Here is a 19947-nt window from a genome sequence, read left to right on the forward strand (position 1 = left end):
CAATCGAATTCCAGGTGACGGGTACGATAGAAATAGCATGAGTTAAGGAATAATGACCAGTAATGAACAGAGTTATAACTAGCATGATAAGTAATATATTTTTCTCTTCATTGATAACTGAATGAAAATCAAAATAATTTAAGCTCTGTGCTAATAATAAAAATATGTTTGAGAATGTAACTGGCAGCTAACACCGCTGCGGTTTCAATTAGGCAGGGGGTGGGTAGTAAACCACGCCACCAGAAAGTCTAGCATCGACCTTAATGTCGCGGGCATCTGCCGGCGTGATGTATAGATTCCATAAATTCCCATCGCCTGCGGCTGATAATCGGGCAATAACCGTATTAACTCGCCACTGGCAATATACGGCGCGGCGGAGTAGCTGGGCTGCAAAGTGATACCGGCGCCTTCTAATGCTCCGCTGAGTAAAACAACGGATTCATTGGCACTGAGATTTCCGCCTACCGCAACCGATGATTTAACGCCTTGTTGGTCAAAATGCCATAAGCTTTTGCCAAAATAAGAGTATGTCAGGCAGTTGTGTACGGCCAAATCAGGTGGAGTTTTCGGCGTTCCTTTGGCAGAGAGATAACTCGGTGCAGCACAAACAACGGAATGGCAGATAGATAGCGGACGAGCGATTAAGTTTGGATCTAAATCATTGGTAATACGCAAGGCTAAATCAATACGTTCCTCTACCAAATTGACGGATCGGTTATTCATTTGTAAATCGACCGCGACCTGAGGATAACGGCGCAAATAGTCTGTAACAGCCATTGCCACAGCACTTTGTCCGAGGGATTGAGAGCAGCTGATACGCAACAAACCGCGCAGTTCTTCATTCTCTTGCCCTTCCACTAAATCCATATCTTTAGCAAATTCAAGCATATGTCGGCAACGTACCAGTGTAGCCTCCCCAGCATGAGTTAGGCTCAATTTTCGCGTTGTCCGATGCAATAAACGTGCTCCTGCCCATTGCTCCATCTGCGCCAAATAACGTGTCACCATGGCCCGAGACATCTCCAAAGCCTCGGCTGCGGCAATCATACTGCCCCGCTCAACAATGGCGACAAAGACCTCTGCTGCGGTAACTCTATCCATAATTAGCTCGATTTAAGCAACAAACAATTGCCTATTATCGGGTTTTTCTATCGATATAAGCAATCTATTATCTAGCCCATACCCCAGTCACTCTCAGGAAAACGAACATGTTAAATAAAACTCTATTACAAATGGCCTTTGCAGGCCTGACAACTTTCGCTGCTATATCAACAGCTCATGCGGCTGAACAGCTAAAAATGGAAATCTATAATCCCGGTGAAAAAAGCATCTTCCCGGTATCGTCTGAAATTATTAGCGGTAAAACAGAAGTCGCTCTGATTGATACGCAATTTCAGCGTAATGATGCCGAAGCATTGGTGAAGAAAATTAAGCAAAGCGGCAAAAAGTTGACCACTATTTATATCAGCCAGGCCGATCCTGATTTCTATTTCGGCCTGGATGTTATTACCCAAGCATTCCCTCAAGCCAAAGTCATCGCCACACCACAAACTATTGAAGAAATTAAGGCCACTAAAGAGGGAAAAATGGCCTACTGGGGGCCTATCCTTAAAGAGAATGCCCCAACGCAAGTCATTGTTCCACAAGCGCTGAAAGGTAAAAGTTTTACCGTCGATGGGCAGGAAATTAATGTCGAAGGCTTAGATGGACCATCACCAGAGAAGACATTTGTCTGGATCCCGTCATTAAAAGCAGTGGTAGGTGGCGTGGCTGTCTCAGGTAATATTCATTTATGGGTTGCCGATACTCAAACACTCGAGTCTCGCCAAAATTGGCTGACGACACTGGAAAAAATCAAAGCACTAAAACCCGTCACCGTGGTTCCAGGGCACTATCTTGATAATGCACCACAAACATTGGAATCAGTGACTTTTACTCAAAACTATTTAACTACGTTAAATGCAGAGATTCCTAAAGCAAAAGACTCTGCTGAGCTGATTGCAGTAATGAAAAAACATTACCCCGAGCTGAAAGATGAATCCAGCCTGGAATTAAGTGCCAAGGTACTTAAAAATGAAATGAAGTGGCCACAGTAAACCGTTAATGCTCATCGTCACTCAATGAGCATGCCAGAACAGACAATAGAGGAAGATATGATGACCGCCATAAAGTTACATTACATTTTTGATCCATTATGTGGCTGGTGTTATGGCGCCGCACCGCTGATTCACGCTGCACAAGATATTCCTAATCTCACACTGGTATTACACGGCGGCGGAATGATGTCTGGAGCGAATCGTCGCCAAATAGACAGCCAATGGCGTGGATATGTAATGCCCCATGACCGGCGTATTGCGCAGCTCACCGGGCAAACCTTTGGTGATGATTATTTTAATAAATTACTGAACGATACCTCAGTTATTATGGACTCTACGCCACCGATTGCCGCCATTCTGGCAGCTGAGGAGCTTGCGGGCCGTGGTGCAGGAATGCTTCATCGCATCCAACACGCTCATTATGTTGAAGGGCGCCGCATTGCCGATACTCGCGTATTAACTGAACTGGCAGTGGAGCTTGGGCTAAGCAGCGACACATTTATTCATGCCTACAATACTGCACTAATAACATCCAGCCAGCATATTGCTGAAAGCCGCACATTACTGGCTAAAGTACATGGGCACGGCTTCCCGACTTTCGTGCTGGAAGATGAACAGGGGAATATAACCTCTTTACCTGCTAGTGAGTATTATGGAAATCCGTCTGGCTGGCGCGAATTATTAAAATCTATCTTGGCACATTAAAAACTCACCGCGACCTCCTTATTAATTCGTTGAGGGGGTCGTACAGTTATGGGTAAACAAAAACGCGCCACCGACTGATTAAGCTGCAATATTTGTTTTTGTAACACTTCGGAGGCTTGAGTGGATTGATCGACTAAATCAGCATTCAGTCGAGTGACTTCATTAATTATGCCTACCCGTGCACTGATATCTTCGATACCTTTACTTTGTTCTTGTGATGCAGCCGATATTTCAGCCATTAGATCAGTCACTTTTATGACCGCGCCAATAATTGCGCGTAAATTGTCGCCAGAGCGCCCCACTAGATCGGCACCTGCAGATATGGATTTTGAAGAGTTACCAATAAGGCGTTTAATATTCAGAGCCGAATGACCACTTTGGTGCGCTAATATTCCCACTTCGCGTGCAACAACAGAGAATCCCCGTCCGTGTTGACCAGCATGAGCAGCTTCAATGGCAGCATTTAAGGCCAGAATATTAGTCTGAAAAGCTACAGATTCAATTAATGTGATAATCTCGGCTATTTCCTGCGAGCCCGCAGAAATATCAGCCATCGAATTCACTACGCTGGACATCATATCGCCACCTTGACTGGCAATATTCTTAGCTTCATTCGCCAATTGATTCGCCTGGTCTGCACTCTTCGAATTCTGTTTTACACGCTCGGTAAGTTGATACATATTCTCTGTCGTGGCGGCCAATGACTGCGTTTGTGATTGCGTTTGCTCAGAAATACGATGGCTGTCTGCAGCGATTTGATTAACGCCCGTTAGAATAACATCGACTCCACCGCGTACCTGGCTAACCAATGCCACTAAGCCTTGTTGCATCTGGTATATGCTGACCGCCAACAACCGAACTTCCCGGCTAGTAAAAGCGTTATGCTCAATCTGATGAGATAAATCTCCCGCAGCAATCACATGAATTTGGGCAATCAGATAATTAAGTGGCCGAATAACCCAGCGAGTCACACCTAACCAAACAGAGAATGCAAGACACAATAAAATAACCAATGCAATGATAACGGCCTGTTTTGCCGAGGACAAAGAAGAGAGCAATTGGCTATCCATTACCGTGCGGTTATCTTCGCTTTCCTGCAAATAACGATAATACTTTTCGGTAAAATCACTTTGAAAACCTTGGATAGGGACTTCAAAAAAGGCATCAATATTGTTGTTCTTGGCCAACCCCTGACTAATTTCTGATAGGCCTTGATACAACTGCAGATAGCTTTCTTTCAAAGCAATAAACTCAGGCCGATCATCATGCGCTGAAACCAATAGCAACTGGCGGAAATCTTCTTGTGACTGCTGCATAGATTGTGTTGCTTCCCCCAAGAGACTCTGCCAACTCCCCTCAGAACCCGTCTCTTTATCCTCCATATAATAGATTCCTGCCCGATTGAGTTTATCGCTGGCGATTAATAACTCCATTCTGGCACGATCCATTAATACTTCTTGCTGATGGCTATGATGTGTTTTCTCAACATTACCTCTTGTATTATCCAATATATGGGATAAATACCCGATGGAAAATAGCTGTAGTAAAGAGAATAAACTAATAACCAAGATAAGACCCGATAAGATACCGAATCTTCCATTCGTAAATGAGCTTATAGATTTAACACTGGGCACAAGTTTCATAACAAAAAAGCCAATGCGAGAGAACATTATTTTTACACTTAGCTGTGATTGATAAATCAATATTACTCGCAAAATATGACAAATATATTTCAATAAAGACAAAGCCATAGTCAGATATCAAATACGGGTCAATAAACGCAAGCTATTAACAGGATGCCCCTGTGATTGTTCCATTAAAATAGTATTTTCATTCAACTGATAAAAAGTAGGATAACTTACAGCATAAGGTGTGTTTAAGAAATCACTCAAATAACAATTTTTACCATCAGTAATAGAAAGAGATAATACTTTCCCAATGAATATATTTTTCTCAACATCTAAAACATTAAAAACAATATTACGTCTCGCCTTCACATGATCCCCCTCATCATAGACATCTGCCGATGCATTTATTGCTCTATCTAACACACTGACTCTTGAACAGATATGGTAATTTTCTGTCAAATTATTAAAATCATAATTAATTTCCCAATACCCTTCCATATCCTTCATTGGGTGATAAAATGAATAAACTCGTCCCAGGCTATAGCCTAGCCCTACGCTAAAGAAAATACTCGTGCATATTATTAGTATTATTTTCTTTCGCATTTCAATGCTCCATTCTGATATTTACAGGCATTATATTCACCATTTTTTTGTTTTTTTAAAAAAACATATGGATATTTATTATAAGATGACAAAAACGCCTTATCTCGCATTTCATCTAAATTCACCAGGATCGGTACTTTTTTAACATTAATTATTTTCACCTGATAATAGTGGAATGTCATATTGAATGAAACAAATAAACAAATAGAGAAAAAAATAAATACAAAAACTTTACTAGTTAAACTAATACCCTCTAAAGGAGAACGGATAATTTCATGACTAAGGCTGTCTGATATATTTAAGCTTGTAATAAGTGGATTATCTTCTGAAATATTGGCAGTGTAATCAGGTTTAATACCAATACAATATCCTCTCTTAGGAATTGTAGTCACAATCTCATGATCTTTATCATCCAAAGCATGACGTAAGTTACTAATCGTTTGCGTTAGTGTATTATCAGTCACATAACTTCCCTCCCACACCGTCCCTTCGATATCTTCACGAGTAAGAGCATTAGGATAGTGGGAGCACAATAAAGACAATACCTCTGATTCTTTATTTCTTATCTTGATAATACCCCTATTTTTACCAAGGGTTCTCTTTAGTGGATTAAAAATAATATCCCCAATAATTATTTCGCCCATTGAATCTCTCACACTTAAAAACATGATTTTAGAAATTAACAGAAATGACATCATTAGGCCTTAATCTAAAGACATCAAAAAACGAAAAGCAATAAATATGAGTAAAATTTAGAAGCCGAAATGAATCATTTTATCGCTATCAAAGTAGAAAAAATCAATTCTACAATAGTAATTAAAACTCAAAAAAAATAGGTAACATTTCACACGAAATTTTTACTCATCGAGTACCGCTGACTAAAATGATATATGAAAAATAAAAAGCATATGAAACAGAATAAAATGTCAGATAATCATTTTGAAAAAAAACCAACCAAACAGCGGGGTATTATATCTAAACTTTAAAAAGTGATAACAATTTGGACAATAAGATCCAGGGAAAATAAGTTAAATCTATACGCAAAGAAGCGCACTTATTTGCTATTCACTGCATTTGTAGAGGAATTATCGGCTATAATAATATGAAGACGATAAATAACAACATTTAAAAAACTTCCCACAAATAATCCAAGTACCGTAAAAAACAAAACGCCAATAAAAACCTAGCTAAAATAACATTATTTTACATGCCTTACTATTATTTCTTGTAGAACGATATCGCCATGAAAGTCTCACACTAAAAAAGAAAATGATACAGGAATAACCGCAAAGATATTATTATGGATTTCAATCGTTATATAGCCATGAACATCAAGTACATTAAAAAAATTGATAGAACTTTCTTTGCCCGTATGATTTAACACACCGACCAGATTAACCCCCTATATAAATAGAGGAATTATGTCATTCAGCACCACCCTGATTTAAATTTATGATTACTGTCTCTCTATTCACGTAAACTATATTTTTTAATTTCAGTCCTCATTCTATTTCTTGTTAAAATTATCAGCTCCAACACTCTCATCTTCATCTAATACTGGCGTCGTTTGTTTATCCGCACTCGATTATTTGATCACCTGATTAAAAATATCATTAACCTGATAAAAAATACATCATCCAATGACTATTTACAGCGTACATCCATTATTGCCAATCAATATTTCATAGGGTGTTATGACTATCTGATTAAAAAGTGATAACACCCTTACCTCTCAAACTCCGCAAATTCAACATAGAAACGGAATGGATAACCCTCAATTATTAATAGCCAGTAAACCTATCTATCATCTGATTTGATACCATTGTACTGAGTATCCCAGAATCTAATCTCAGTCCATATCTATTAATGGTTTTAACAATACCATCAGGTATACCTGCATTTTTTAAATGTACTCTAAATTTATGTATCAATTGATGGTAATTATTATCAGAAATGCTTTTATGGTTTTCATACCAAACAACCTTAATAATGTCTTGTTTTCTATTAAAATCATTAAACAAACACATAACCAATCTTTTTTGTTTTTCATTAATATCAATGGTTAATTTTTTAGAGTGGAAGTGTATTTTGTTCATACAGCAATCCAATGATATCTCTTTTTCATAATCAATCACTCCTTTACCATTAATATCAATGAATTTACTGCCAGAAACAACAGAGACTGTATCAACATACATAAATAACCCCTACAAATATATTCACTCAGTTAATTAAGATAAATCACACTACAGATGTGATAAGAGAACTTGTGCTGAATATTGCGTTCACTTAATGAATAAAACCAATTAAATTATATTTTTTAATTATATTTAATATACCAAATATTTTTTTAATGTAAAACATCCCCCTAGCATGAGCATAAATCAGTAGCCATATCATAATATAATAAGAACAATCAATATATTATCAGTTATTATTCAATAGATAATAGTAATGGAATAGATACTTTCATTTGGGATATCTATGCCTGGTTTTATTCATTTAGAAAACCACCGACAATCACTGAGTTAACATACAATAATAATTAAAAAATTCAAGGGATAAATATTATTTAATAATATCAAATCAAGTTATTTACTATTAATACATAACCATAACATTACAGATTTTCTTTACTTTCATCTATGGAGATTATTTATTGATTAAATCTTTTATATAACGGTTCAGTGGACTCAGATATTTTTATCACGTTATAACGATATCTAGCTCACCGTACAAGTTTTTCTTTTATCATATAATCACAAAATTTAATTACTACCAAGGGGGGTATGTCAACAAAAAACATTATAGGATTGATAAATTAATGCTAAGAATGTAATTTACTGTTCATATTCCCCTTGAAATATCTCAAGGGGAATAGAAACACCTGTTATTACATGAAGAATTCGACTTTTCCGCCATTCAGATTATACATGCTACCCACTATTTTTATTTTCCCTTCTTTCTCTAACTTATTCAGTATTTCACTATTTTTGCGAATTTCTTCAATAGTGTGTTTCACATTATTCTTTGCGACGGCATCGACATACTTTTCATTCTTGCCACTTTTCTCACCATCAAATTGAGTCGCATCAATGGCAGGCTTGATTTTATTGAGTAGGCCAGTCAGGTTGCCAAGTTCAACATTATCGATAGCCCCTTTGACTGCTCCGCATGCTGTGTGTCCCATGACCAAAATGACTTTTGCACCCGCAGCAGCACAGGCAAACTCCAGGCTACCTAATAAATCATCATTAGAAATGTTGCCAGCAATTCTGGCATTGAATGTTTCACCAATCCCCGTATCAAAAATAATTTCCGCCGGTGCTCGGGAGTCAATACAACTCAAGATAACGGCGGCAGGGAATTGCCCCTCTGCACTACTGCGTTTTTGTGCGAGATAATCGTGTTGCTGCATTTTTCCGGAAACAAATCTTGTATTACCTTGCTTCAAACCTTCCACTATCTGATTGGGCGTTAATTTATCCCGCTCTTCTTGTGTTAGGGAGGCCGCATATGATATTTGAGGTAGCCCTAGTCCAACCCCGCCAATAACAGTGGCTGCGGTGATGCCTAAGGCTGCTTTTAGCACGTTCCTTCGGCTATTGGGATGACTATCTTCTGAACAACAACCAGTTATCTTACTCATATTTTCTCCTTGAAACTATTGTTGCCATTTTTGATACTGCATAATTAATGAGCAGCATATTAAATGTAGTACATCCAACTTGTTTTACGCGATAGCTGAAATGTAGATTGCGAAAAAATCAGCCTTTTCTCTATTTTCTAATAACCTGCGTTATAAACTGCTATTCAGCTCCCGATGATGGTCCCTCATCCACTGCGCCAGGGAGTCCAGTGTTGGCTTTAATGTTTGCCCCAAAGAAGTAATCTCATATTCAACACGCGGCGGGACTTCGGCGTAGATCTTGCGATGCACCAACCCCCGTTGCTCGAAAGCCCGCAGCTGTCGGGTCAGCTCTTTTTGGGTAATAGGAGCAATCGCCCGCTGTAGCTCACCAAATCGAATAGGAGTACCTGTCACTATCAAACGATAAAGAATAGGTATTGCCCACTTCCCGGCAATAAGCTCAACAAATTGCACCATTGGGCACTTTTCTTGCTCGGTGGCACTATCAGGTGCCGATTTATTTTTAGGTGTCAGGGGCTGATATGTGGTCATTACATTCCTATTGCATCATTAGTATCAAATTGGTACCTACTATACTTTAGATACTTTTGTATTAAAAATGGTCTTCCACTGCTATCAATTGGAAGACTGACCATGAATCGCTTAAAAGATAAATATGCGCTGATTACCGGAGGGACTAGCGGTATTGGGTTGGAAACTGCACGCCAATTCCTTGCCGAGGGGGCGACTGTCGCCATCACGGGCCGAAATACCGCCGCATTGCAGGCAGCCCATGCCGAACTAGGAGAACCTGTTTTATTGCTACAAAGTGACGCCAGCAATATCGCAGACCAATCGCAACTGGCCGCTAAACTTGCTGAAAACTGGCCACGCCTGGATATCGTTTATATCAATGCTGGTGATGTGACTCATCATCCAATAGAAGAATGGGACGAATCTAGTTTTGAACGGGTGCTTTCAACCAACCTGAAAGGTCCTTTTTTCCTATTGCAATCATTACTTCCCCTGCTAGCTAACCCAGCCTCTGTCATTCTTTGCGGTTCAGCAAGTGTCCATATAGGTTTGCCACAAAGCAGTGTGTATGCCGCCAGCAAAGCGGGGTTGCTATCGCTTGCCCGGACGTTGTCAGGAGAATGGGCCGCAAGAGGGATTCGGGTTAATGGATTAAGCCCCGGGCCAACACAAACTCCCGCACTGCAAAAACTGGGATTATCGGGTCGTGAAGAAGAAAAACTGGCTGAACAAATTCGCCAATTGGTGCCGATCAAAAGAATGGGGACACCGGCTGAAATTGCTCACGCGGCGGTATTTCTGGCTTCAGATGAATCCAGTTTTGTCATCGGTACCGAGTTTCGGGTCGATGGCGGCGTCAGCAGCCTATAAGCGATACCCGCTGTGTTTAAATAGAGGCAACGGGTTGGGCCAGCAACCCGTGTTCGTCTTGTTAAGATGTTTGAACAAAACGATTAAGCTGCCTGCGCAATTGGTCGTTTTCTTTTTTTAACTGCTCAATTCGCTCAAGCAGGGTCAGGGTCATGGCGACACCAGACCAGTCCAAATCCAACTCATGTTGCAAGCGGCGGGCGCGTTGAAGGCAGTTCAATGCATCCGCATCAAAAACCCAAACCGTGGCCGCGGGCTCTAATGGCACAATGACACCTAGCCCGACGACCTCGACCAATTCATCTTGCATGATCCCCGTTGACTGGCATAACTCAGTCACAGTGTAGGTTATCTCTATTTCAGCCATAATCTGTTACTCCCATCCAGTCCGAGGATTAAATGCTGCCTGCTCTGACAATTGTTGCCAAAGCGCCCGCGTTTTCTCGTCTGGTTTCGGTGGCATGACCACGTTGAGGATGGCGTACAGATCCCCCGTTCCTTTTTTGCTGACCAGGCCTTTGCCTTTAATACGTAGCTGTTTACCACTTTGACTACCCGCCGGGATGGTTAAGGCAATTTTCCCGGTCAATGTCGGTACCTCGACACTACCTCCCAATGCTGCTTCCCATGGGGCTAGCGGTACCACTATGTGTAAATTCTGACCAACAATATCAAACCACGGGTGCGGTGCAATGCGAATAATCAGGTATAAATCCCCATTGGCTCCGCCGGCAATACCCGGAGCCCCTTGCCCTTTAAGGCGGATACGTTCGCCATCGCCCACACCGGCAGGAATTTTTACGTTCAATGTTTTAGAGGTTTCAGCCCCCGGGAAGCCCGAGGCATCAATGGTCGGTATCTTGTAAGAGATCGGCTTAGTCTGTTCAGCTAACGTTTCTTTTAAAAAGAGAGGTAACTCCATCTCAAGATCCTGCCCACGTACCCCATGAGATGCCCGATGAGATGAGTGTTGAGCTGAAGAAGCGCGGTGACCAAAGAAGGATTCGAAAAAGTCCGAGAAATCATGAGCGCCGCCACCAGCACTGCTGTGCCACTGTTGGCCACCTGTATTGTATTGATCAAACTGATGTCGGCCAAAGCCTGGATCATTACGGTGTAATCTTAATTGGTCATATTCAGCTCGCCGCTCGGTATCCTTTAATACTTCGTAAGCCTCGGCAACTTCTTTAAATTTACTTTCAGCATCAGCCTCGGAACTGACATCCGGGTGGTACTTACGTGCCAGCCTGCGATAGGCTGTCTTAATCTCTTTTAGGGAAGCCGTGGGCTCGACACCCATGACGGCATAATAGTCTTTAAATTCCATGCGGTTATATCCTTAAATTCATTACTTGATTAGGTATATCCCCATCAGACTTAGATAAAACCTATTTATGTTTATTTTCAATTTTTTCAACCCCATCAAGTGGGTAAACCTAACAGTAAACTATAGCGCTAACTGTCTACTTGTGGGCAATCAGGGGGTTATTTGTATAAAACGGCATATTCATGCCTATAAGCATTACAAGTCATATAACTGATCTGAGCACTTATTCGCAGCAGGTAGAATTCTTTTCTGATTAATTTGCTTCACCGAAGAGCGAACCACTAATTTGCCTTGTAGAAGGGTATTACTGACAGGGGCATCGGATCGCAATAAACGCCGTTGCAATAACTGGATAGCTTCCGCTCCTAACTCGTCACGCGGAACATGCACTGCCGTCAGCGGAACATCATGAATTTCGGCCAAATTAAAACCGTCCATGCTCATGACTGAAACGCTCTCCGGTACATTTATATTCATTTTATTCAATGCATTAACAGCCCCTACAGCCATGTAATCACCTCCCGCCAAAATAGCCGTAGGCAGTTGGCTGTTATCTTCACAACCCGCGATAAAAGCAGCGATGGCCTGCTCGGCTTCTTCTGCGCCGAAACCGTGAGTGGTCACCAGATGTTGGTTATCATCAAAATGCATATTATTGCTGGCGAAGGCCTCTTTAATCCCCACCAACCGCAATTCCATGGTGTTGCGCCGTAAACATTGCAACGTCAAAATATGCCGATGCCCTTGTTGTATCAGATAGTTGGCAGAAAATTCGCCGATCGATTGATGGTCAGGGGAAACACTGTCCAATGACATTTCTTTGTCGCGACAATTAATTAATACCGACGGTTTATGCACACCAGCCGCGAGTGTATGGATACGCGGATCATCGATACCAATAATAATTGCCGCTTCCGTCTGAGGATTAGTCATTTTCTCCAGAAATAGGGAGATATCGCTGTGCGTTTCAGACAATCCGCAGTAGCGAATCATCACCTCATGTTGACTGACGGCTTCAGTTATTCCCTGAATGACTTTGTAGTAAAAGATATCAGTACGCACATCAAAAGCCCGGTGTGGTGCAAATACCATAATGTTATTGAGCATTAACCGCCCGCTGGATAAATTCTGCAAAATCCCCTGTGACTGCGCATAGGCCATCACTCGCTGTTTTGCCTTCGCGCTGGTATTCGCTTTGCCGGCTAATACTCTGGATACTGTGCTAATTGAAAGGCCGGTCTGATGAGCTATTTCTTGTATTTTTAGCTTTCCATTCATTTTGTGATCTCTCTCAAATTAGCAAATGAAAAAATTTTCATAGCCGGTAAATCGCTTATTTAGGGCGTTACACGATATAAATGCTGAAATATCACCCAGATTATGAAAATTTTTTCAAAAAAACGCGTATTAAAGCCAATTTAAGCTAGTTACTTTGTTTTTACCAAAATAATGAAGTTTTGGTAAACCAATTTTAAAGACTTATCAGTCCGGTTGTTTTTGATTAAATATAAAAATATTATAAATATCAGATAATTGTATTTTATTGGCTAATTTTAATGTGAGCCAAATCACATTAAAACTCAGCATAATCTTAATAACCAAAAATAGATCTTACCAAAACAATAAGTTGGTCAGGTTAATTGACTACTGACCAACACCAGGAGGCTGGGATGAGTGTTGAGATTAATCAATCCGCAAAAGTTGTTGGGCGACGGAAAATAAAATCATTACGTTGGTGGATGCTGGCGTTATTTCTGCTTGGGGTCACTGTTAACTATATTACCCGTAACTCGCTGGGCATTTTGGCCCCTGAGTTAAAAACCAGCCTGAATATGACCACTGAACAATATTCATGGATAGTGGCATCATTCCAGTTGGCTTACACCGTATTTCAGCCGCTCTGTGGCTGGTTAATTGATGTTATAGGTTTAAAAATGGGGTTCCTGATTTGCGCCAGTGTTTGGGCCGTGGTGTGCATGATGCACGCCGGAGCAGGCACCTGGTTCCAATTAGCCGTGCTGCGCTTCTTTATGGGCAGTGCTGAAGCCGCCGCCACACCGGCCAACGCCAAAGCAATTTCGGATTGGTTCCCGAAAAAAGAGCGCCCGATTGCGGCGGGCTGGGCTGGTGTGGGCTTCTCCATTGGCGCGATGTTAGCACCCCCCATTATCGTACTGGCCCATGTGGCGCTCGGCTGGCAAGGCGCATTCCTCTTCTCCGGTGCCTTAGCCATGGTTTGGGTGCTGTTGTGGTGGCGTTTTTACCATTCACCGGATACCCACCCCAATCTGAGTAAAGAAGAATTTGAACTGATTCATCAGGATAATGAGCCAGTATTGCCACGGCTGCCGTTCCTGAAATCCTTAGCTATCCTCAGCAAAAACAAGAAATTCTACGGCATTGCTATCCCCGCTTTCCTGGCAGAACCCGCCTGGGCCGTGTTTAGCTTCTGGGTTCCGCTGTATTTGGCGACCGAGCGCGGCATGGATTTAAAACAAATCGCCATGTTTGCCTGGCTGCCTTTCCTCGCGGCAGATATCGGCAGTGTTGCCAGCGGCTACTTAACCAAACTCTATCAAAAATGGTTCGGTTGCAGCCGCATTAACTCGGTGGTCGCCAGCTCAGTCACCGGTGCCTTCATGATGGTCTCACTGGCCTTTGTGGCTATCACTAAAGACCCGTATCTGGCGATTGCATTAATCTCTATTGGCGGCTTTGGTCATCAGGTTATCTCCTGCATGCTCAGTGCACTCGTGGTTGAATCTTTTGATAAAAACCAAGTGGCCACTGTCAACGGGCTACGCGGTTCTTCAGCCTGGATAGCCAGTTTCCTGTTTACTTTATTAATCGGCGCGGTGTCCGACACCATCGGCTTTAACCCACTGTTTGTCGCCATGGGCTTCTTCGATTTGATTGGTGCCGTGTTCTTAGTCTCCCTGTTTGCTGAGCGCCGCAATAAAAATCAACCGGCTGCCTGATGTATTCCTTTAAGAGATAAGCTGTAATGAAAACATTAAAAAACTGGCTGTTAATCAATGAATACCCTGACCATCTGGAATTACTGGTCGATGACCGTCATATATTTTGTCTGTATGTGTTAGAGCCAAACCTCTGCCGGGTGCTAATTAAACGCAATGGTGAGTTGGCACTGAACCGCACCTGGAGCATAGCACCAGAAGGTGACGTTCCGTGGTCTGGGCGTGATCGCCTGAGTTTGGCGGGTTTTTCTGTGCCGGGTTATCAGTTGGAGCACCATGAACAGCAGTTAATAGTGACCACTGACTGTTTGCGAGTCACCATCCATCAACCTTTGTACTTGGAATGGGAATATAAAAATCAGCACGGTGAGTGGCAACCGCTGGCGGCAGACAGGCCAACCAGTGCTTATCTTCTCAGCCCGCAAGGAGAAGCGATTGCTCACTATCAGCGCCGCTATCCCAATGAGCAGTATTACGGGCTGGGTGAGAAAGCTGGCGATCTTAACCGCGCGGGTCGCCGCTTTGAAATGCGCAATCTAGATGCTATGGGCTATAACGCTGCCAGCACTGACCCGCTTTACAAGCACATTCCTTTCACTATAACCCGTCGTGATGATGTTAGCTTTGGTCTGTTTTATGACAACTTAAGCAGTTGCTGGCTGGATTTAGGTAACGAAATTGATAACTATCATCTGGCCTATCGGCGTTACCAGGCCGAAGCCGGTGACCTTGATTACTATATGTTCCTCGGCCCGAAAGTGTTGGATGTCACCAAAGCCTTTGTGCGCCTGACCGGTAAAACGCAATTTGGCCCTAAATGGAGCCTCGGCTACAGCGGATCCACCATGCACTACACTGATGCCCCCGATGCACAGGTGCAGTTACAAAAGTTCATTACCTTGTGTCAGCAGCATGATATTCCGTGTGACTCATTCCAGCTTTCGTCCGGCTATACCTCCATCAATAATAAGCGCTATGTGTTTAACTGGAATGACGAGAAAGTACCGCAGCCAAAGGTGATGAGTCAGGCGTTCCTGCAAGCCGGGATCAAGTTAGCCGCGAATATCAAACCTTGTCTATTGCAAGATCATCCTAAATATCAGGAAGTTGCTGAGCGCGGACTCTTTATTCGCGATGGTGAAAGTGGGCTACCGGAGCGCTCGTCATTTTGGGATGACGAAGGCTCTCACCTTGATTTCACTAACCCAGAAACCGTGGATTGGTGGCAGGAAAATGTCACTAAACAACTGTTAGAACTGGGAATTGGTTCAACCTGGAATGACAATAACGAATACGAAGTGTGGGATGGCGAAGCGCAATGCAATGGATTCGGTGAAGCTATTGCCATCAAACACATCAGACCGGTGATGCCTTTGCTGATGATGCGCGCCTCAATGGAGGCTCAACAGGTATTCGCACCCGAAATGCGCCCATATCTGATATCACGCTCTGGCTGTGCCGGAATGCAGCGTTACGCCCAAACCTGGAGTGGTGACAACCGCACCAGTTGGCAAACCCTGCGCTATAACATCCGCATGGGGCTGGGCATGAGCCTGTCCGGGCTCTATAACCTCGGTCACGATGTGGGTGGTTTTTCAGGTGATAAACCGGAAGCGGAATTATTCATTCGCTGGGTACAAAACGGTGTAATGCATCCACGGTTTACCATTCACTCATGGAATGACGATAACACCGTCAATGAGCCGTGGATGTACCCCGCCGCCACACCAATGATTCGCGATGCCATGGCGTTGCGCTATCGATTATTACCTTATTTTTACACCTTGCAATGGCAAGCAACTCATGATGATGAGCCGATGTTGCGCCCAACTTTCCTCGATCATGAGCACGATAGCCGCACGTTTAAAGAAAATGACGACTTCATGCTGGGCCGTGATTTACTGGTTGCCAGTGTGGTAGAGCTGGGCCAACGCCAACGCCAGCTCTATCTGCCGGATAATCATGTGGGTTGGTATTGTTTCCATACCGGCCAATGGTATAGCGGCGGGCAAACCATTGTGTTAGATGCGCCACTCGAGCGCCTGCCTCTGTTGGTGCGCGCCGGTGCTGCGCTGCCACTGTCACGACGTATTGCTTTCGTGAATGCCGAGCAAGATACCCAACGCGAACTGGCGCTTTATCCCACCAAAGGAGGCGGCCAATCCAGCGGGATGCTGTTTGACGATGATGGTGAGAGCCACCGTTGGCAGCAAGGGGCAGCATTGTGGTTGAGCTGGCAAGTTACGACCGACAATCACCGCATTGATATCACTTTTGAACGCACGGGAAGCTATCAACCCGCCTGGCATGAATTGACCATTAACTTGCCAGAACATGAGCATCGCGAGTTATACATCAATGGCGTAGCCAGCAGTCAATTGCAATTAAGTCAGCTCAGCTAGTACGTTGATTGGTAGGACATTGATTGGTAGGGAAATACAGCGGCGGGTTCTATTCCAGAGCCCGCTTATTTCTCACATCAATCACTCATCGATTAGCGCAACAGTTTTAATGCACCGGTCAATGAACGCACCCACTTCTCCGGCCCCACCAATCCCAAACCATCCAATTGCTCATCAGCCAGCGAACGTAGCGGAAATGCCGCTTCATAATCCTGAAAACTGTGCATCGAGCGCGCAAATGCAGGGAAAGGCACAATTGCCCGCTCATGAGTGGCCGCTAACGCTTTCAGTAATACGTATCTCATCTGCGCAGCATTCGCCTGCAAAATAGGTACTGGCAATTTTGAGCTAACATCAATCTCTTGCCCCTCCGAGTCGGACAATGCCGTGCCTGCCAATTGTGGAAATTTAGCCGCCAGGCCAATCCCCACCGCACTGGTGGTATTGGCAATCAAGCCAACTGGAAGCTCGGGATTAACGATAATTGCGATCCGTATTTGATCTGCCACAGCCATGCCCTTTTGCCAATAATGATGTGCACAAGATCATATCTCTCCCGCGTAGGTAAGTGCTTTCTTTTATCAGCTGGACTCGGCTAATATTGGTAAAATATACCCAAACAAAATAATAATCAGGTAGAAAATGCCATCATCATTAATAACAGCGGCAGATATCAAAATTCTCAAGCAATTACAGCACTCTGGCCGGATGACCAACCAAGAGTTGGCCGATAAAGTAGGGATGGCGACATCCCCGTGCTGGCGGCGAGTGAAGCAACTTGAAGAAAGCGGCATTATTACCGGTTATCAGGCCAATATTGATCGTCGGAAAATAGGTTTAGGGATTTTGGCCTTTATTCGGGTGAAAATTGACAGTCACAGTGAGGAAGAAGCAAAGTTGTTTGAAATGCAGGTCGGGGCGCTAAAGCCGGTGATTGCTTGCTATGCCGTCGCGGGGGATGCCGACTTCCTGCTACAAGTGGTTGCCGAAGACCTCGACAGTTTCTCAACCTTCGCGATGTCGGTTATCCGCCGACTTTCGGGGATTAAAGAGATGCAAACAACATTTGTTCTGCGCGAAGTCAAACCGCTGGTCAGTTTGCCGCTGGAATAAGTCACACCGAAAGGCGTTGATCGATGTCTTTTATTTGCTTGTCGACTTTTCTACGCAGCCAGCACCCTGTTGCGTCCTGACGCCTTGGCACGATAGAGCGCCTCATCCATACGTTTAAACAAACTATCAGTGTCCTCGCCCACCTGATGTTGCGCGACTCCAATGCTGACCGTGAGCGGTGGCAAGTTAGGTTGGCAGATCATCTGAATGGTTTCTCTAATAGATTCAGCCAATTGCAATGCCCCCTCCAGATTAGTTGAGGGCAGAAGAATGGTAAATTCCTCACCGCCCCAACGGAATACGATATCGCACTCGCGAATGATAGATTCCAGTGTTCTGGCCAGTAAAATCAGAACTTCGTCACCTTTATGATGCCCAAGTTGGTCGTTTATATTTTTAAAATGATCAACATCCAATAAAATCAGACTGAAATTTTGGCCATAGCGCTGGCTCTGAGCATGCGCATGTTCGACCAAGGGAAAGAACTGACGCCGATTGCCTAAGTCTGTCAGTGGATCTTTCAAAGCAGCATGTTCTAGCGCCTGTTCAAGCCGTTTTTGCTCAGTAATGTCATGAATAATACAAAGCATCAATCTTATGCCATCTAACTCAACTGGCCCGGCATAGGTTTGGACATGACGGGTATTTCCATCCGCTAATTTATGAATAAAGTTAAGTGGCTTATGCCCACCCGGTAATTTGGCGACCTCATTCATGACAGGCAACACATCCTTTCCCATACTATTAATTTCCCAGGTGTGTTTCCTGCACATTTCATCCCGCGAATAGCCATAGAAACGGGTTGCCGCCTGATTTGCATCAACAATTAGCCCCTCTTGTGATGGATCAATCAGTAGCATTGGAGCGGTATTGGTACTAAAAAATTGCTCGTAAAAACTCTGTTCACTGCGGGAATAAGCTTTTGCTATTAGCTTGGGGCTGGTCGGCTGGGTTACCACACTTTCTGAAATATAAAGCCCTTCAAAAATAATAACCGAACCATAGGGTTCTAGCTGAGTTAAGGAGAGACGGCAACTCAGTGGAAAAGCATTTTCTTCTGTCTGAATAGTCCAAATTTCAATAATGGGATCATTCACAGCCAGAGCAGGAAGATAGGCATTCAGATGCTGCTGTGCATGCGCAGAAAATCGTCCATTACGCATGCGCGGCAACTGAATATCACCAGCAATTTTTCGGGCTTCCTTGTTAGCAAAAAGTATTTCCTGATTTTTGGGTAATACCACCCAAATCGGGGTACTTAAGATATTTAATGCATCTAAGTCAGTTACAACCATAGGAATACCGAAAGATATTTGGCATTAAAATAGAATACAGCTAATTCATACTTTTAGAACCATAGTTTTTCAACAACCAGTCCTGGCCATCCAGCAGCGAAGTACCATAAGAGTTGTCAATGGTGCAGATCCAACTACCCTCGTTTTCATGACGAAATAACGGACAAGGGGGATCTTGCTTCCTTGAACTTTATTTCAGTCGTTTACCCGCATCATCAATAACTTTCTCACCGTCTTCCTTGGTAAAAGCCCCTTTTTGGGCATCAGAAAGAATCTCCAATACCACTTCTGACGGGCGGCACAACCGAGTTCCCAACGGCGTCACCACGATCGGACGATTAATCAGGATTGGATATTGCAGCATAAAGTCGATTAACTGGTCGTCAGTAAAGCAATCTTCAGCAAGCCCTAGTGTTTCATAAGGCTCAACGTTTTTACGCAGCAGCGCCCGTGCGCTGATCCCCATGTCAGCAATAAGTTTCATCAGTACATCGCGTGAGGGCGGTGTTTCAAGATAGTAAATAATGGTCGGTTCTGTACCGCTGTTACGGATAATCTCCAACGTGTTACGTGAGGTACCGCAGGCCGGGTTGTGATAAATAGTCATATTGTTCATATCAGTGTCTCATGACAGATTGAGGGAGAGGCGCAGCGCCAGTGCGGTCAGTGTGACAAACAGCACAGGTAGAGTCATGATAATCCCAGTGCGAAAGTAGTATCCCCAGGTGATCGTCATGTTTTTCTGTGAAAGCACATGCAGCCAGA

Annotated in this window: 21 protein-coding genes; 6 read left to right on the forward strand and 15 right to left on the reverse strand. The window is 43.4% G+C overall.

Going from position 1 to position 19947, the window contains the following annotated elements; translation table 11 throughout:
* Positions 1 to 204 precede the first annotated feature (204 nt).
* Complete coding sequence (locus ACNSO8_RS13175) at positions 205 to 1101, reverse strand: LysR family transcriptional regulator (RefSeq protein ID WP_418394890.1); 897 nt, start codon at positions 1099 to 1101, stop codon at positions 205 to 207.
* Positions 1102 to 1208: 107 nt separating this feature from the next.
* Between ACNSO8_RS13175 and ACNSO8_RS13180 the strand changes: the two genes are divergently transcribed.
* Positions 1209 to 2096 (forward strand): MBL fold metallo-hydrolase, encoded by an 888-nt coding sequence (locus ACNSO8_RS13180; RefSeq protein WP_418394891.1) that lies wholly within the window; start codon positions 1209 to 1211, stop codon positions 2094 to 2096.
* Positions 2097 to 2156: 60 nt separating this feature from the next.
* On the forward strand, positions 2157 to 2801 hold the full coding sequence (locus tag ACNSO8_RS13185; protein WP_418394908.1) for a DsbA family protein: 645 nt from the start codon (positions 2157 to 2159) through the stop codon (positions 2799 to 2801).
* Here the strand turns inward: ACNSO8_RS13185 and ACNSO8_RS13190 are convergent.
* The 7 genes from ACNSO8_RS13190 to ACNSO8_RS13220 all read right to left on the reverse strand — a co-directional run bounded on the left by ACNSO8_RS13190 (position 2798) and on the right by ACNSO8_RS13220 (position 9215).
* Positions 2798 to 4471, reverse strand: a complete 1674-nt coding sequence (locus tag ACNSO8_RS13190) for a methyl-accepting chemotaxis protein (protein ID WP_418394892.1) — start codon at positions 4469 to 4471, stop codon at positions 2798 to 2800. The genes ACNSO8_RS13185 and ACNSO8_RS13190 overlap by 4 nt on opposite strands.
* 90 nt (positions 4472 to 4561) lie before the next feature.
* Positions 4562 to 5032, reverse strand: a complete 471-nt coding sequence (locus ACNSO8_RS13195) for a hypothetical protein (protein ID WP_418394893.1) — start codon at positions 5030 to 5032, stop codon at positions 4562 to 4564.
* Entirely contained in the window at positions 5017 to 5727 is a 711-nt protein-coding gene (locus tag ACNSO8_RS13200; protein WP_418394894.1) for a winged helix-turn-helix domain-containing protein, read from the reverse strand. Before ACNSO8_RS13200 ends, ACNSO8_RS13195 begins: the two co-directional genes overlap by 16 nt.
* A 231-nt stretch (positions 5728 to 5958) precedes the next feature.
* Positions 5959 to 6057, reverse strand: a complete 99-nt coding sequence (locus tag ACNSO8_RS13205; RefSeq protein WP_418394909.1) for a prepilin peptidase — start codon at positions 6055 to 6057, stop codon at positions 5959 to 5961.
* 756 nt (positions 6058 to 6813) lie between these two features.
* Positions 6814 to 7230 carry a winged helix-turn-helix domain-containing protein gene (locus ACNSO8_RS13210; protein WP_418394895.1) on the reverse strand — a complete coding sequence of 139 codons (417 nt, stop codon included), beginning with the start codon at positions 7228 to 7230 and terminating at the stop codon, positions 6814 to 6816.
* Positions 7231 to 7925: 695 nt separating this feature from the next.
* A complete protein-coding gene (locus tag ACNSO8_RS13215; protein WP_418394896.1) occupies positions 7926 to 8681 on the reverse strand; it encodes a carbonic anhydrase in 756 nt (251 codons plus the stop codon).
* 150 nt (positions 8682 to 8831) lie between these two features.
* Positions 8832 to 9215, reverse strand: a complete 384-nt coding sequence (locus ACNSO8_RS13220) for a winged helix-turn-helix transcriptional regulator (RefSeq protein ID WP_418394897.1) — start codon at positions 9213 to 9215, stop codon at positions 8832 to 8834.
* A 102-nt stretch (positions 9216 to 9317) separates the two neighbouring features.
* Between ACNSO8_RS13220 and ACNSO8_RS13225 the strand changes: the two genes are divergently transcribed.
* Positions 9318 to 10067, forward strand: coding sequence for an SDR family oxidoreductase (locus ACNSO8_RS13225; protein WP_418394898.1), 750 nt, complete (start codon positions 9318 to 9320; stop codon positions 10065 to 10067).
* Between the two features lie 61 nt (positions 10068 to 10128).
* Here the strand turns inward: ACNSO8_RS13225 and cbpM are convergent, their stop codons facing one another.
* From cbpM to ACNSO8_RS13240, 3 genes are all read right to left on the reverse strand, one after another.
* Entirely contained in the window at positions 10129 to 10434 is a 306-nt protein-coding gene (gene cbpM, locus ACNSO8_RS13230) for a chaperone modulator CbpM (protein WP_418394899.1), read from the reverse strand.
* Positions 10435 to 10440: 6 nt separating this feature from the next.
* Positions 10441 to 11394, reverse strand: a complete 954-nt coding sequence (gene cbpA, locus ACNSO8_RS13235) for a curved DNA-binding protein (RefSeq protein WP_418394900.1) — start codon at positions 11392 to 11394, stop codon at positions 10441 to 10443.
* A gap of 195 nt (positions 11395 to 11589) precedes the next feature.
* Positions 11590 to 12672 (reverse strand): LacI family DNA-binding transcriptional regulator, encoded by a 1083-nt coding sequence (locus tag ACNSO8_RS13240; RefSeq protein WP_418394901.1) that lies wholly within the window; start codon positions 12670 to 12672, stop codon positions 11590 to 11592.
* Positions 12673 to 13064: 392 nt separating this feature from the next.
* Here ACNSO8_RS13240 and ACNSO8_RS13245 point away from each other — a divergent pair, with 392 nt between their 5' ends.
* Together ACNSO8_RS13245 and ACNSO8_RS13250 are read left to right on the forward strand one after the other, a co-directional pair.
* Positions 13065 to 14372 carry an MFS transporter gene (locus ACNSO8_RS13245; RefSeq protein WP_418394902.1) on the forward strand — a complete coding sequence of 436 codons (1308 nt, stop codon included), beginning with the start codon at positions 13065 to 13067 and terminating at the stop codon, positions 14370 to 14372.
* A gap of 26 nt (positions 14373 to 14398) precedes the next feature.
* Entirely contained in the window at positions 14399 to 16774 is a 2376-nt protein-coding gene (locus ACNSO8_RS13250; protein ID WP_418394903.1) for a TIM-barrel domain-containing protein, read from the forward strand.
* A gap of 92 nt (positions 16775 to 16866) precedes the next feature.
* Here the strand turns inward: ACNSO8_RS13250 and ACNSO8_RS13255 are convergent, their stop codons facing one another.
* Positions 16867 to 17289, reverse strand: a complete 423-nt coding sequence (locus ACNSO8_RS13255) for a DUF2000 family protein (protein WP_418394904.1) — start codon at positions 17287 to 17289, stop codon at positions 16867 to 16869.
* A 127-nt stretch (positions 17290 to 17416) separates the two neighbouring features.
* Between ACNSO8_RS13255 and ACNSO8_RS13260 the strand changes: the two genes are divergently transcribed.
* Positions 17417 to 17887: an Lrp/AsnC family transcriptional regulator gene (locus ACNSO8_RS13260; RefSeq protein WP_418394905.1), complete on the forward strand. Its 471-nt coding sequence runs from the start codon at positions 17417 to 17419 to the stop codon at positions 17885 to 17887.
* A gap of 50 nt (positions 17888 to 17937) precedes the next feature.
* Here the strand turns inward: ACNSO8_RS13260 and ACNSO8_RS13265 are convergent, their stop codons facing one another.
* The 3 genes from ACNSO8_RS13265 to ACNSO8_RS13275 all read right to left on the reverse strand — a co-directional run.
* Positions 17938 to 19182: a diguanylate cyclase gene (locus ACNSO8_RS13265; protein ID WP_418394906.1), complete on the reverse strand. Its 1245-nt coding sequence runs from the start codon at positions 19180 to 19182 to the stop codon at positions 17938 to 17940.
* Positions 19183 to 19372: 190 nt separating this feature from the next.
* Positions 19373 to 19798 carry a glutaredoxin-dependent arsenate reductase gene (gene arsC / locus ACNSO8_RS13270; protein WP_418394907.1) on the reverse strand — a complete coding sequence of 142 codons (426 nt, stop codon included), beginning with the start codon at positions 19796 to 19798 and terminating at the stop codon, positions 19373 to 19375.
* A gap of 9 nt (positions 19799 to 19807) precedes the next feature.
* The coding region (locus tag ACNSO8_RS13275) for an ArsB/NhaD family transporter (protein ID WP_418394910.1) at positions 19808 to 19947 on the reverse strand (140 nt) is incomplete at its 5' end.

Source organism: Yersinia sp. LJYL362 (assembly GCF_048323875.1).